This is a genomic window from Gordonia sp. NB41Y (assembly GCF_030718915.1).
GTDB lineage: Bacteria > Actinomycetota > Actinomycetes > Mycobacteriales > Mycobacteriaceae > Gordonia > Gordonia desulfuricans.
On record NZ_CP132196.1, the window covers coordinates 3,531,423 to 3,544,392 of the forward strand.

Annotated in this window: 13 protein-coding genes and 1 other annotated feature; of the genes, 8 read left to right on the forward strand and 5 right to left on the reverse strand. The window is 65.2% G+C overall.

Annotated features, from left to right (window positions below; translation table 11 throughout):
• Nucleotides 1–4 precede the first annotated feature (4 nt).
• From Q9K23_RS15250 to Q9K23_RS15260, 3 genes are read left to right on the forward strand one after another with little or no spacing between them, the layout of a single operon-like run.
• The gene (locus Q9K23_RS15250) at nucleotides 5–979 is read left to right on the forward strand and encodes an alpha/beta hydrolase (RefSeq protein ID WP_053776354.1); all 975 of its coding nucleotides are present in this window, start codon (nucleotides 5–7) and stop codon (nucleotides 977–979) included.
• On the forward strand, nucleotides 951–1,331 hold the full coding sequence (locus Q9K23_RS15255; RefSeq protein WP_053776355.1) for a DUF202 domain-containing protein: 381 nt from the start codon (nucleotides 951–953) through the stop codon (nucleotides 1,329–1,331). Before Q9K23_RS15250 ends, Q9K23_RS15255 begins: the two co-directional genes overlap by 29 nt.
• 56 nt (nucleotides 1,332–1,387) lie before the next feature.
• A complete protein-coding gene (locus Q9K23_RS15260; RefSeq protein WP_053776356.1) occupies nucleotides 1,388–1,639 on the forward strand; it encodes a hypothetical protein in 252 nt (83 codons plus the stop codon).
• Between the two features lie 56 nt (nucleotides 1,640–1,695).
• Here Q9K23_RS15260 and Q9K23_RS15265 read toward each other — a convergent pair whose 3' ends face one another.
• Nucleotides 1,696–3,603 (reverse strand): ABC transporter ATP-binding protein, encoded by a 1,908-nt coding sequence (locus Q9K23_RS15265; protein WP_053776357.1) that lies wholly within the window; start codon nucleotides 3,601–3,603, stop codon nucleotides 1,696–1,698.
• A gap of 169 nt (nucleotides 3,604–3,772) precedes the next feature.
• Here Q9K23_RS15265 and fgd point away from each other — a divergent pair, with 169 nt between their 5' ends.
• On the forward strand, nucleotides 3,773–4,795 hold the full coding sequence (gene fgd, locus Q9K23_RS15270; protein ID WP_053776358.1) for a glucose-6-phosphate dehydrogenase (coenzyme-F420): 1,023 nt from the start codon (nucleotides 3,773–3,775) through the stop codon (nucleotides 4,793–4,795).
• Between the two features lie 1,177 nt (nucleotides 4,796–5,972).
• On the opposite strand, the gene Q9K23_RS15275 is transcribed toward fgd, so the two are convergent.
• Nucleotides 5,973–6,701, reverse strand: coding sequence for an HNH endonuclease signature motif containing protein (locus tag Q9K23_RS15275; RefSeq protein ID WP_261977695.1), 729 nt, complete (start codon nucleotides 6,699–6,701; stop codon nucleotides 5,973–5,975).
• Between Q9K23_RS15275 and Q9K23_RS15280 the strand changes: the two genes are divergently transcribed.
• Together Q9K23_RS15280 and Q9K23_RS15285 are read left to right on the forward strand one after the other, a co-directional pair.
• A protein-coding gene (locus tag Q9K23_RS15280; protein WP_305950189.1) for an IS3 family transposase occupies nucleotides 6,702–7,969 on the forward strand; the annotation gives its coding sequence in 2 pieces (ribosomal slippage) (nucleotides 6,702–6,975 and nucleotides 6,975–7,969; 1,269 coding nt in all).
• Nucleotides 6,971–7,105: a sequence feature (AL1L pseudoknot), on the forward strand. (Overlaps the previous gene by 135 nt.)
• Before the next feature lie 288 nt (nucleotides 7,970–8,257).
• Nucleotides 8,258–8,611 carry a hypothetical protein gene (locus Q9K23_RS15285; RefSeq protein WP_305950190.1) on the forward strand — a complete coding sequence of 118 codons (354 nt, stop codon included), beginning with the start codon at nucleotides 8,258–8,260 and terminating at the stop codon, nucleotides 8,609–8,611.
• Between the two features lie 12 nt (nucleotides 8,612–8,623).
• Here Q9K23_RS15285 and Q9K23_RS15290 read toward each other — a convergent pair whose 3' ends face one another.
• Nucleotides 8,624–9,985: an ISL3 family transposase gene (locus Q9K23_RS15290; RefSeq protein WP_348533964.1), complete on the reverse strand. Its 1,362-nt coding sequence runs from the start codon at nucleotides 9,983–9,985 to the stop codon at nucleotides 8,624–8,626.
• A 178-nt stretch (nucleotides 9,986–10,163) separates the two neighbouring features.
• On the opposite strand from Q9K23_RS15290, the gene Q9K23_RS15295 reads away from it, so the two are divergent.
• Complete coding sequence (locus Q9K23_RS15295) at nucleotides 10,164–11,141, forward strand: DMT family transporter (protein ID WP_020790109.1); 978 nt, start codon at nucleotides 10,164–10,166, stop codon at nucleotides 11,139–11,141.
• Here Q9K23_RS15295 and Q9K23_RS15300 read toward each other — a convergent pair.
• Nucleotides 11,067–11,591, reverse strand: coding sequence for a GNAT family N-acetyltransferase (locus Q9K23_RS15300; RefSeq protein WP_053776240.1), 525 nt, complete (start codon nucleotides 11,589–11,591; stop codon nucleotides 11,067–11,069). The genes Q9K23_RS15295 and Q9K23_RS15300 overlap by 75 nt on opposite strands.
• Nucleotides 11,592–12,236: a DNA alkylation repair protein gene (locus Q9K23_RS15305; protein WP_053776254.1), complete on the reverse strand. Its 645-nt coding sequence runs from the start codon at nucleotides 12,234–12,236 to the stop codon at nucleotides 11,592–11,594.
• 133 nt (nucleotides 12,237–12,369) lie between these two features.
• Here Q9K23_RS15305 and Q9K23_RS15310 point away from each other — a divergent pair, with 133 nt between their 5' ends.
• The gene (locus tag Q9K23_RS15310; RefSeq protein WP_020790110.1) at nucleotides 12,370–12,945 is read left to right on the forward strand and encodes a TetR family transcriptional regulator; all 576 of its coding nucleotides are present in this window, start codon (nucleotides 12,370–12,372) and stop codon (nucleotides 12,943–12,945) included.
• Nucleotides 12,946–12,970 lie beyond the last annotated feature (25 nt).

Consider the following 12,970-nt stretch of genomic DNA (forward strand, 5'->3'; position numbering starts at 1 on the left):
GATCATGCCCGTCGTTCACCACCGCAAGCCCAGCCTCGGTTCGTACCCGATCTGGGTCGGGAGCCGGCTGTTCCTCAAGCCGTTGCTGTCGTTGTGGCCGCTCAACCGGTCCGGGATGGCCGGACTGTTCCTGATCGACCGGATGTTCGCGGTCGGTCCCAAACCGCGCCGGGTGGTGCGCGAGCAGATCGAGCTCGGCGACCGTCCGGCCGAGTTGATCCTGCCCACCGGGCCGTCGCGTCGCGATCCCGACACCGCGATCCTCTACCTGCACGGCGGAGCCTTCGTCGTGGGTGGGGTCGGTACGCACAGGTCGATCGCCGCCCGGATGTCGCAGAAGTGCGAGGTCCCGGTGTTCTCGCTGGTCTACCGGCAGCTCCCGGCCGCCGGTGTGGGCACCTCGGTGGCCGATGCGCTGTCGGCGTACCGGGAACTGATCACCGAGCGCGGATACCGTCGCGTGGTGGTCGCCGGGGATTCGGCCGGCGGGTTCCTCGCCGCGAAGGTGATCGAGGGTGCCGTCGCGCAGGGGCTGCCCGCGCCGGTCGCCTTCGTCGGGTTCTCGCCGCTGCTCGATCTCGACCTGGGATCGCATCCGGACCGATGCAGCCGCTCCGACGCCTACCTGCCCAAGGCCAAGATGGCCGAGCTCGCGCCGGCCTTCGACCGTGGCCCGCTGCAGCTGGCCGGGGTACGCCGGATCGGTGACCTCGAGCCCGCGATCTTCCCGCCCACCATCCTGATCACCGCCGAGAACGAGATGCTTGAACCGGACGTGATCGCGCTGGTCGAGGAGCTCGACGAGGCGGGGGTCGAGGCCGTCGCCCACAGTTATTCTTGGCAGGTCCACGCGTTCCCCGTCTTCGGGTCACATCATCGCGAGACGATGGAGGCGATCGAGGCGTCGGCGGCCTTCGCCGGTCGCGCGATACGAGAGGCCAAGGACGCCGATGAGCGAAAGAGCCAGTGGGCCGGCTGACCCCGAGCACGTCCCGACGGTGACCGGCGCCCCGGATGCCCGCTTCACACTCGCCAACGAGCGGACCTTCCTGGCCTGGATTCGTACCGCGCTGGGTTTCATCGCCGGTGGCGTCGCCGTGGTCTACATCGCCCCCGACATCACCAGTTCCCTGCTGGAGAGCACCCTCGGCCTGATCATGGTGGCGGTGGGGTGTGCGGTGGCCGTTCTGGGTGTGGTGCGGTGGCGCCGGACCGACCGGGTGCTGCGCGAGGGCGGTCCGATGCCGGGGCCGTCGCCGGTGCTGTTCGTGGTCGCTGCCATAGTGATGGTGTCGATCGCGTTGGCGATCTCGATCGTTGTCCAGAACTGAGGCGGTGGCGAAGTGTTTGCGGCGAGTGGTCCGGGGGCCCGGCGAAAGGTGATCCGATGACCAGCCATGATTTCCAGCGCACCGCCCAGGGGTTCTCCCGGATGATGGTGACCGTCGGCGCGATCATCCTGATGGTCTGCGTCGGATTCCTCACCTATACGTGGTGGCGCGACGGCCGGTGGCTGTGGGTTGCGCTCGGTATCGCGCTCATCGTGGTCAACATCGCGATGCTGGTGATGACCTACCGCAAGGCCAAGCTCACGCCGCCCCGTCCGCTCGACGACGAGGACGACGACGACGACCGGTAGGTCGCCGTCCGGTCGGTGATCGGGCAGGTAGGCGGGTGGCCGTCGTCGGCGGCGTCTCACGCGGTCAGTTCCTCCGGATCGTCGTCGGCCCCGAACTGGGTGCGATAGAGCTGGGCATACCGTCCGCCATGGGCGAGCAGGGTGGCGTGATCACCGCGTTCGACGACGCGACCGGCCTCGATCACGGCGATCTCGTCGGCCGCCCGGATCGTCGAGAGACGGTGTGCGATCACGATCGACGTCCGCCCCGCCAATGCCTCGGCCAGGGCCTCCTGCACGGCGGCCTCCGACGTCGAGTCCAGATGTGCGGTGGCCTCGTCCAGGATCACCACCGCCGGGTGGGCCAGCAGCAGGCGGGCGATCGTCATGCGCTGGCGTTCACCGCCGGACAGGCGGTAACCGCGCTCGCCGACGACGGTGTCGAGACCGTCCGGCAGGGATTCGACCAGGTCCGCCAGACGCGCTCGGCGCAACGCATCCCAGACCTGCTCGTCGGTGGCATCCGGCGCGGCCAGGGCCAGATTGGCGCGCACGGTGTCGTGGAAGAGGTGCCCGTCCTGGGTGACCAGACCGACGGTGCGGTGCACCGATGCCGACGTGAGGTCGCGGACGTCGATCCCGTTGAGCCGCACCGCACCGGAGTCGACGTCGTAGAGGCGGGTGGCGAGCGAGGCGATCGTCGACTTGCCTGCACCGGAACTGCCGACCAGGGCCACCATGTGTCCGGCGGGGACATCGAGGTCGATGTGGTGCAGCACCTGTTGGCCGCCCCGGCTGTCCAGCTGTGCCACCTCCTCCAGTGACGCCAGAGAGACCTTGTCGGCCGACGGGTAGGCGAAGTCGACGTCGTCGAAGCGCACCGACACCCCGGCCTCGGGATTCGGGACGTCGACGGCGTCGGGTGCGTCGGCGATCAGGGGCTCGAGGTCGAGCACCTCGAAGACCCGCTCGAACGACACCAGCGCGCTCATGATCTCGACGCGGGCGTTGGCCAGCGCGGTCAGCGGCGCATACATCCGGGTCAGCAACAGGGCCAACGAGACGACAGCGCCGGCGGACAGATGCTGGTGCACGGCCAGCCAGCCGCCGAGGCCGTAGACCAGTGCCAGCGCGAGCGCCGACACCAGGGTCAGCGCGGTCATGAAGACCGTCTCGAGCATCGCCCGGCGGACGCCGATGTCGCGCACCCGGTCCGCACGCGAGGTGAACTCGGCCGACTCGACCTCGGGGCGGCCGAACAGTTTCACCAGGGTGGCGCCGGGTGCGGAGAACCGTTCGGTCATCTGCGTCGACATCCGCGCATTGTGTTCGGCGGCCTCCCGGGACAGCGCGGCCATCCGATGACCCAGCCGCCGCGCGGGCAGCACGAACACCGGAAGCAGGACCAGGGCGAGGATGGTGATCTGCCAGCTGATCGCGATCATCACGCCGAGGGTCAGGGCCAGGGTCACCGCATTCGACACCACTCCCGACAACGTGTCGCTGAACGCGCGCTGTGCGCCGATCACGTCGTTGTTGAGCCGGCTCACCAGTGCGCCGGTGCGGGTGCGGGTGAAGAACGCGACCGGCATCCGCTGCACATGGTCGAACACCGCGCGCCGCAGATCGAGGATCAGGCCCTCGCCGATGTTCGCCGACAACCATCGGGTCACGATGGACGCCGCGGCCTCGGCGACGGCGATCACCGCGATCAGCGCGGCGAACCCGGCGATCGCGCCGGCCGCCGCGGAATCCTGCTCGGTGATCAGGTTGACCACATGCCCGGCCAGCAGAGGGGTGACCACCGTGAGAACCGCGGTGGTCACCGACAAGGCGAGGAAGACGACGATCCGTCGCACGTGCGGGCGGGCGAATCCGGCGATCCTGCGCAGGGTGACGCGCCGGTCCTGCTGTCCGTGCGCGGTGCCATCCGGGGAGGTCATCGACTTGTACATGACGTCCCAGGCCACCGATTCCATGCTCATGCGACCAGCGTAGGACTTCAAGTGAACTTGAGGTCTAGTCGAGATTCGGGGTGGCGTCCGCCATATCCCGGGCCTGACGTGTGCGGCACCGGTGAGTAGGTTGGTTTCCAGATGCAATGAGCAGGAATGTGAACGGTGACGGCCGGTGGCCCGGCAGTGAGGTGGCGAGATGTCCCAGCAGTTGAAGCTCGGTTTCAAGGCGTCGGCGGAGCAGTTCGATCCGCGTGAGTTGGTGGAGATCGCGGTGGCGGCCGAGGAACGTGGCATGGATTCGGTGGCGGTGAGTGATCATTTCCAGCCGTGGCGGCACAACGGTGGGCATGCGCCGTTCTCGTTGGCGTGGATGGCTGCGGTGGGTGAGCGGACGTCGCGGGTGCAGATGGGGACGTCGGTGATGACTCCGACGTTTCGGTACAACCCGGCGGTGATTGCGCAGGCGTTCGCGACGATGGGGTGTTTGTATCCGGGGCGGGTGATGTTGGGTGTGGGTACCGGTGAGGCGCTCAACGAGTATGCGACGGGTTTTCAGGGGGAGTGGCCGGAGTTCAAGGAGCGGTTTACGCGGTTGCGTGAGTCGATTGCGTTGATGCGTGAGTTGTGGACGGGTGCGGAGGTGAACTTCGACGGTGAGTATTACCGCACGCAGGGTGCGTATATGTATGACGTTCCGGAGCAGGCGATTCCGGTGTATGTGGCTGCGGGTGGTCCGGTGGTGGCGCGGTATGCCGGTCGTGCGGGGGATGGGTTCATCTGTACGTCGGGTAAGGGTGCGGAGTTGTATCAGGAGAAGTTGATTCCGGCGGTGAAGGAGGGTGCGGAGAAGGTTGGTCGTGATTTCGGTGCGATCGATCGGATGATCGAGATCAAGATCTCGTATGATCCGGATCCGCAGTTGGCGTTGGAGAATACGCGGTTTTGGGCGCCGTTGTCGTTGACGCCGGAGCAGAAGCATTCGGTGAACAGTTCGGTGGAGATGGAGCGGTTGGCTGATGAGTTGCCGATCGAGCAGGTGGCGAAGCGGTGGATTGTGGCTTCGGATCCGGATGAGGCGGTGGAGAAGGTGAAGTTTTATACGGATGCGGGTTTGAATCATCTGGTGTTTCATGCGCCGGGGCATGATCAGCGTCGGTTCTTGGAGAATTTCGAGTCGGATCTGGCGCCGCGCCTGCGCAAGCTGACTCCGGCTTCGTGAGTTCCCGGCCCAATCATCAACCATGAGTTGATGATTGGGCCGATGAGGAGCGTAGCGACGAGGCGTGTCGAGCTCGGTCCCGGCTCAATCAGCAACGCCCAGTGGATGGTTGAGCCGACGAGGAGCGTAGCGACGAGACGTGTCGAAACCTCCGTCGGCCGAGTTGCTGACGTGACCACCTCTGAGGTGCTCACCTCCCAGCGCAGGCTGCGGAGATTTCGACTCGGGTCCTCGCGATGCTCGGTCCCGGCTCAATCAGCAACGCCCAGTGGATGGTTGAGCCGACGAGGAGCGTAGCGACAAGTCGTGTCGAAACCTCAGACAGCCGACGTCGCCGACGTGACCACCTCCGAGGTGCTCACCACCCAACGCAGGCTGCGGAGATTTCGACTCGGGTCCTCGCCCTTCCGGCTCGGTCCCGGCTCAATCATCGTAGAAGGCGTGGCTCAATCAGCCACTAGCCGTTGATGGTTGAGCCGACGAGGAGCGTAGCGACGAGACGTGTCGAAACCTCAGACAGCCGACGTCGCCAACCCGACCACCTCTGAGGTGCTCACCACCCAACGCAGGCTGCGGAGATTTCGACTCGGGCCCTCGCTACGCTCGGTCCCGGCTCAATCAGCAACGCCCAGTGGATGGTTGAGCCGACGAGGAGCGTAGCGACGAGGCGTGTCGAAACCTCCGTCGGCCGACGTTGCCGACGCAACCACCTCTGAGGTGCTCGCCACCCAACGCAGGCTGCGGAGATTTCGACTCGGGTCCTCGCGATGCTCGGTCCCGGCTCAATCAGCCACGCCCAGTGGATGGTTGAGCCGACGAGGGGCGTAGCGACGAGACGTGTCGAAACCTCAGGCGGCCGACGTCGCCAACCCGACCACCTCTGAGGTGGTCGCCACCCAGCGCATGCTGCGGAGATTTCGACACGGGTCCTCGCTACGCTCGGTCCCGGCTCAATCATCGTAGAAGGCCCACCTCAATCAGCAAGGTAGGCGCGGCTCAATCAAGTAAGACGGCTCAGCTCAATTAGCCACGCTCCGTTGATGGTTGAGCCGACGAGGAGCGAAGCGACGAGACGTGTCGAAACCTCCGCCGGCCGAACTCGCCAACGCAACCAGCGGAGGTCCCGACAAACCACTATCTCTATGAAGTTCTCAAAGAACACAAGCTCTATCAACACTCAGGCAGCATTCGGCAACTCATCGGCAAACCGCCTGTTATACGCCGGAATCGGACGACTCCGTCGATCCACCACCTCAGGCGGAATCAACCACGGATGCGCATCCGGCCCCATGTAGACGTCCCATCCGTTGTGGTGAACATCGGCATGACACGACGCACACAGTAGGCAGCCATTGGCCAGGTCGGTGGCACCACCATCCGACCAATGCGCGATGTGATGGGCCTGCGTGCGCGATGCCGGGGCACCGCACTTGATACAACACCGATCCCGCTCGAACAACGCCCGCCGCTGCGAAGCGGTGAACAAGCGTTTCGACCGGCCCATATCCAACGGGACCCGCTCACCGTCGACGATCGTCATCACCACCACACCGTCACAACTGGTTTCGAGCAGGGTGCTGTGGGTGATCGACCCACCGAACGCCAACGCCGACTTGTCGGGCGCATCCGCGGGGACCGACAGGTTGATCAACGCCGCAGGTACAGCGGTGACTGACCGTTCCCCCGCACCAGCGGCCATATCGAGCACCATCTCCAACGCGTCAGCCCGACGTCGGGGCGCTTCGCGGGGATCTTTCGACCCGTCGGGTTGCGGTACCGGCGCCGACAGTTTCTCGATCGCCGTCGCCAACTTCTCCCCTACAACAACATCCAGACTCCCCGAGACAGCGACCTGAATCCCCCGGGGTTTCGTGCCGCTTCCTTTTGAGTCAGGAAGGATGAGCACATGCCGAAGAACATTGATCCCGAGGTCAAGGCTCGTGCGTTACGGATGTTGGCCGAGCATGGCGGGGAGTACTCGTCGACGACGGCAGCAGCTGCAGCGATCGCGAAGAAACTCGGAGTGAGTAAAGAGACGGTGCGCCGGTGGGCGGTGCAGGCCGAGGTCGATGGGGGCCGGAGGCCCGGGGCCAGCAGTACCGAGCTCGCCGAGCTGAAGCGTTTGAAGGCCGAGAACAAGCGGTTGCGTGAGGACGTCGAGGTGTTGAAAGCGGCGACGTCTTTCTTCGTGGGGGAACTCGACCCCCGCAATCGATGATCATCAGCTTCATTGATGAGATGCGTACCAAAGGTGTTGCGGTCGAGTCGATCTGTCGAGTCCTGTCTGAGCAGGGCTGTCAGATCGCCGCACGCACCTATCGGGCCTGGCGGTCGCGTCGGCCTGCCGGACGCACCCATTCCGATGCGGTGACGGTGGACAGGATTCGTGATATCGCTTGGCGGACCGATGATCGTGGGCGGCGTCGGCTGACGCCCGAAGGGCTGTACGGGCGTGAGAAGATGCGTGCTCTGCTGCACCGGACGTGCCTGCCGGGGGTGTCTGTCGGATCGGTTGATCGGGCGATGAAGGTGTTGGAACTCAACGGTATTCGTCGTTGTACGAAGATTCGGACGACGATCCCTGTAGCGGGTGGGAAACGGGCTGGTGACTTGTTGAACCGGGAGTTCACCGCGCCGGCCCCGAACCGGGTGTGGGTCACCGATTTCACCTATGTGCGGACCTGGCGGGGTTGGGTGTATGTCGCGTTGATCCTCGATGTGTATTCCCGCAAGATCGTGGCGTGGCATGCGTCTACGTCGAAAACGGTTGAGCTGGTGATGATTCCGCTTCGGATGGCGCTCTCGGAGCGGGAGCGGGAAGGTCGGCCGGTGGTGGCGGGCGAGTTGATCCATCACAGTGATGCGGGTTCGCAATATACGTCGTCGGCCCTGACGGGCACGCTTGATCTGGAATCGATCACCGCGTCGATCGGATCGGTGGGCGACGCCTACGACAATGCGCTGATCGAGTCGACGAACGGCCTGTACAAGACCGAGTGCATCCAGACCACGGTGTTCCACGCTGGGCCCTACAAGGACCTCTCGGACGTCGAATACGCGACCCTGGGTTACGTCGACTGGTTCAACTCGACTCGGCTGCACGGGTCGATCGGCTTGGTCCCGCCCAACGAGTACGAGGCTGCCTACTATGCTGGGGTCACTACCAGCAGGTAGCCCACCAACGAGGTGGCACGAAACCTGGGGTGCTTCAACCCGCCCATCATCGGCCCGCCCGATATCGAGAGCATTCAGATTGCGGTCTTCCTTTGCCGGACGTCCACCCTCGGCATCGTCAGCGTGATGGTCCCCCAACTGGTGTGCCCGTGCCATCACCTCAGCAGGCTTCGCACCGGACAACACCTGCGCCAACAGATCGCCTTCGAGCTCGGCCCAGGTCTCGGCAGTCGGCGCCTCCCCGGCACGTAACCCGATCTGGTTGAGCCCGCGCACGATCGCATCGACATGTTCACCCGAGATCGCACCGTCGGCGGCGTGTTTCAGTGTGCGTTCCACTACCGCCGAGGTGCCGATCCGCTGCATCCGCGCAGCGACGGCGGGCGCGTACCCCATCTCGATCAGCAAGGCGATCGGTTTGTGACCATGCCGCTGCGCCACGCCCAGCCGATCCAAGTGCCCAGCTCCCGCCGCGGTCAGCGCGTCGACGACGTTCCTGATGGTGACCAGTGTCCGCATGTCCGTGAGTACGACCGGCCCGGTCGGATCGTCGTCGAAACGACAATCGATGAGTGCGTCGAGAATGGTCTCCAGCTCCCCCTGCATGTGTTCCATTATAGCGAACACATAGGGCTCTATTGATCTTTCTGTGGGTCAATTACGCTGCGGGAGAGTAGGACACGCACCTCCCCGCGTGAGTGTCGACATCGCGATAAGGGCTTCGGGTGTATGAAATCCGTATGCGCGTTTCGTGATTGCACGAAGGTGCGTGTTGGTGGCTTCCACCCGCGCGTTCGACACGTCACTCACGATCGAGTTGTAAATCTGAGTCTTCTGCGCCTCGACGCTGGTGGCGAGTCCGCGCATCTCGATGATCCCGCTCTCTCGAGCACAGATGATCCACCGCCCGATCGCCCGCCAGGGGTCGTTGTGCTTGCCGTGGAATACATACCGCAGTTGCTCTTTGAGTTGATAGGCGCGGGCCAACTCATCGTTTGCCCGAGAAACGACTTTGTGCTGCAGATGCAACTGGGTATCGGTCAGGTTCTCTGGATTCTTCAGCATCGCCCACCGCAGATTCCGTCGCTCAACTTTACTCAGGCCCGTGATCCGATGCATGACTCGTTGCCGGGTTCGGTCCAAAGCTTTTGTCGCCCACTGGACCACATGAAACGGGTCCATGCACCAGATAGCGTCTGGGGCGCGCTCGGCGACGACCACCGCTATGTATTTGGCGGCGTCAGCGCTGACATGGGTCAACTGCGCGGTGCGTTGCTCCCCGAGCTCATCGAAGAAGGTGTGCAGGGTCTCCTTCCTGGCCCCCTCTCGCGCCCATACCAGCCGGCCGGAGTCATGATCGACGATCACGGTCAGGTATCGGTGACCTTTGCGGTAGGCGATCTCATCAATACCGATGCGCCGCAGGTTATCCAGGCGGTCGATAGTTCCGACGTAGTCAGTGACGACGCGTTCGACGCTCCGGGTCACAGTCCGCCATGACACGCGGAGATACTCGCACACCGCCGTTGCCGGACAATGCGCGGTCAACCACGCGGCAGTGTCGTCGAACGCCCTGGTCACCTTGGCCCCAGGCCTGGCCCAGGGCACTTCTTCGGTGAGCACACCGTGTTCTGGACACCGTACTCGTCGTACCGAGGCTTGCAGATAGCAGCGCCAGCCACCGAGGTCGAGGTGGCGCCAACGTCGTGGCTGATTGCTCTGATCGTATCCAGGACAACGCTTATGACATCGAGGACATCGAGATCGCGTCTGGGCGTGAGCCCGGACCGTCACCACTACTCCCGACGTGCCGACATTGTCGACAAACTCCACATCGAGCACCGTCAGGTGCTCGACTCCCAGTAGCTTCTGCAGTACAGTGGTCGTGCGCAACGCCTTGCTCCTTCTGTTTAGTCTTCGCAAACCAAACATTATGGGAGACAGGGCGTTGCGTGCTTTAGGCGCACCGTTGGGTGCCCACAGAATCGTCAGTAGTGCCACACATAGGCGAACCATTAGCGAATAAGAAAGCAGAACAACATTTGTGGACAACTTGTGACAGCGGTTCACCCTGGGGGTTCGGGTTCACCCGTGGGGCCATCGAGGTTGAATACCGACATCGTCGGACCACCGGATCGACGGTGTCGAGACAAAACGCCTTGTGTGATGACTCGCGCACCGCGACCATGAGTCGATGACCCGACAACCGGTGAACCTCTCGACGCTCGCGGCAACGGTGACCGTCGTGCTCTGGGCGTTGTCGTTCATCGCGATCCGGTCGGCCGGGCACGCGTTCACTCCCGGTGTGATGGCACTCGGCCGGCTCGCGGTGGCCGTGGTCGCATTGGTGGCGATCGTGATCACTCTGCGTCGCAAGCGATCACGGTCGGCGTTCATCCCGCCCCGCGGCCGGGCGCTCGCCCTCGTGGTCGCCTATGGGGTCGCATGGTTCGGGGCGTACACCGTGGTCCTCAACTGGGCCGAACAGCATATCGACGCCGGTACCGCCGCGCTGCTGGTGAACTTCGCCCCGATCCTCGTCGCCGTGTTCGCGGGATTCTTTCTCGGCGAGGGGTTCTCGCCGCCACTCGTGATCGGTATCGCCATCGGATTCGTCGGCGTCGTCCTGATCACCTTCGGTGGCGGCAGTGCCCACGCCGATTGGCTCGGTGTGGGGCTGCGGCTGCTCGCCGCACTTCTCTACGCGGCCGGGGTCTTGCTGCAGAAGGTGGCCCTCGGTGCGGTCGATGCGGTGTCGGCGACGTTCTGGGGTGCACTCGCGGGTCTCGTCGTCACCCTGCCGTTCCTCCCCGCCGCGATCACCGAGGTCGGGCAGGGCTCCGCCGCCGACCTGGGCTGGGTGGTGTTCCTGGGTGTCGGACCCACCGCCGTCGCCTTCACCACCTGGGCGTATGCGCTGGCCCGTACCGACGCGGGCACGATGGCCGCGACGACGCTCGTGGTGCCGGCACTGGTGATCATCCTGTCGTGGCTGCTGCTCGACGAGGTGCCGACCGGCCTGCGTATCGCCGGCGGTGCGCTGAGTCTGGCGGGTGTCGCCCTGACCCGGGGTCTCATCCCGGTGCCGCGACGACGTTCAGGCGTCCCGCGGCCCGTCGCCCGGGGCGCCCGTGTCGAGAGTGAGCTGAAGGAACACGAGATCGAGCCATGACCCGAACTTGGTGCCGACCTCGCCGAGTGCGCCGGCGTGGGTGAAGCCGAGTCGTTCGTGCAGGCGGATGGACCCGGTGTTGGCGCCGTCGATCGCTGCCACCATCACATGCAGCCCGGCGGCCCGAGCACGGACGATCAGCGCCTGCATCAGCGCCGTACCCAGCCCCCGGCCACGCGCATCGGCATGCAGATACACCGAATGTTCCACCGAATGCCGGAAGCCGTCGTGGGGACGGAACGGGCCATAGGTCGCGTAACCGAGCACCGCCGCCCCGTCGACGGCGACGAGCACCGGGAATCCCGACCGCTGCCGCTCGGCCAGCCAGGCACGCCGGTCGTCGACGTCGACGAGGCTGTCGTTCCAGATCGCGGTGGAATGGGCGACGGCGTCGTTGTAGATGTCGCAGATCGCCTCGGCATCGGCCGCCAGCGCGTCACGGATCTCCATCTACCCGGCCTCCTGACGGCGCACCATCTCGGTGATCCAGATCGGTGCGAACGGTGACACACAACCGCGCGCCGTCGGATAGTCCTTCAACACCTCCAGCCGCTCACCGATGTCGATGGCCCGGGAACGGTGGTCGGGATGGTCGATCCCGATCCGGGCGAGGCAGCCGTTCATGGCCCACTGCAACCGGTCCGGGGCGTCGGCCATCTGATCTTCGATCCGGGTGAGCAATTCTGGCAGGTCGAGACCGTCGGCACCGGAACCGATCCGATCACCGGTCAGCGTCCAGCCCGCGCCCGCCACCACCGGATCCGGGTCGTCGAACCAGGCCACCCGCAGGGTCTCGACGTGGGTGCTCTTCTTGACGACATAGGAGATCAGCCAGTCCTGCACCTTGGGTGTCCGGGCCTGGCGCAGCATGGCGTCGAGCTCGTCGGCGGTGAACAACCGGGGCCGGCAGATCAGCACGGCCAGCAGGCGGGCAGCGGAGTCGTCGGTCGCCCACAGTGCACACGCCAGGTCATGATCGGTGCGTACGCGTTTGGCGACGGCCCGAAGCCTGGTGAGATTGACCGCGTGCTCGTCGCCGTGTCGCTCGTTGACCGCCAGGATCGCGGGATCGGCGAGGTCGGACAACTCGGCCATCAGGGAATCGACGGTCTCGCCGGTCGCTCGGGTGTCCACGTGGTGTCTCCGTCCGGTCGGGTCGGCGGTCGTCGCATCCAGCGTAGGCGCCGGGGCCGACAGTCCGTTCCGCCGTCGGATACCGTTTTCTCCCATGGATCGCGATCGCATGGTGGATGTGGGTGTCGGCCTGGTCTCGCGGTTCGGGGCCAAGGCATTGAGCCTGACGTCGGTCGCCCGGCACGCCGGCGTGGCCCGCGCGACCGCCTACCGGATGTTCGGCGGCCGGGACGCGCTGGTCGCGGCGATCGTCGACCGTGAGGTCGCCACCCTGCGTGTGCTGCTGCGCGAGTGGGCGGCCCCCGAACCCGACGCCGCGGGCAAGATCCGTGCCCAGATCCGCAACGTGCTGCCCTATATCCGTGAGCACGAGGCCTTGCAGTACGTGCTCCGCAAGGAACCCGAGGAGATCGTCCGGGCACTGGTCACCACCGACCAGACCGAGGGGCCGTCGCTGGTGTCGCGGATCGTCGATCAGGCACTGCCGGATCTGGAGCCCGCGATCGGTGAACAGCTCGTGCCCGATCCCCGTGCGGCCGCGGAATTCCTGGTGCGGATGATCTTCTCGGTGATGCTGGAACCGGAGAGTTCGCTGACCGACGACCAGATCGCCGACCTGGTCGTGCGGGCGATCGTCCGGACCGGTCCGGACGCCGCCGGGCACGGGTGAGACGGTTCCCACCGGACCGGGTGTG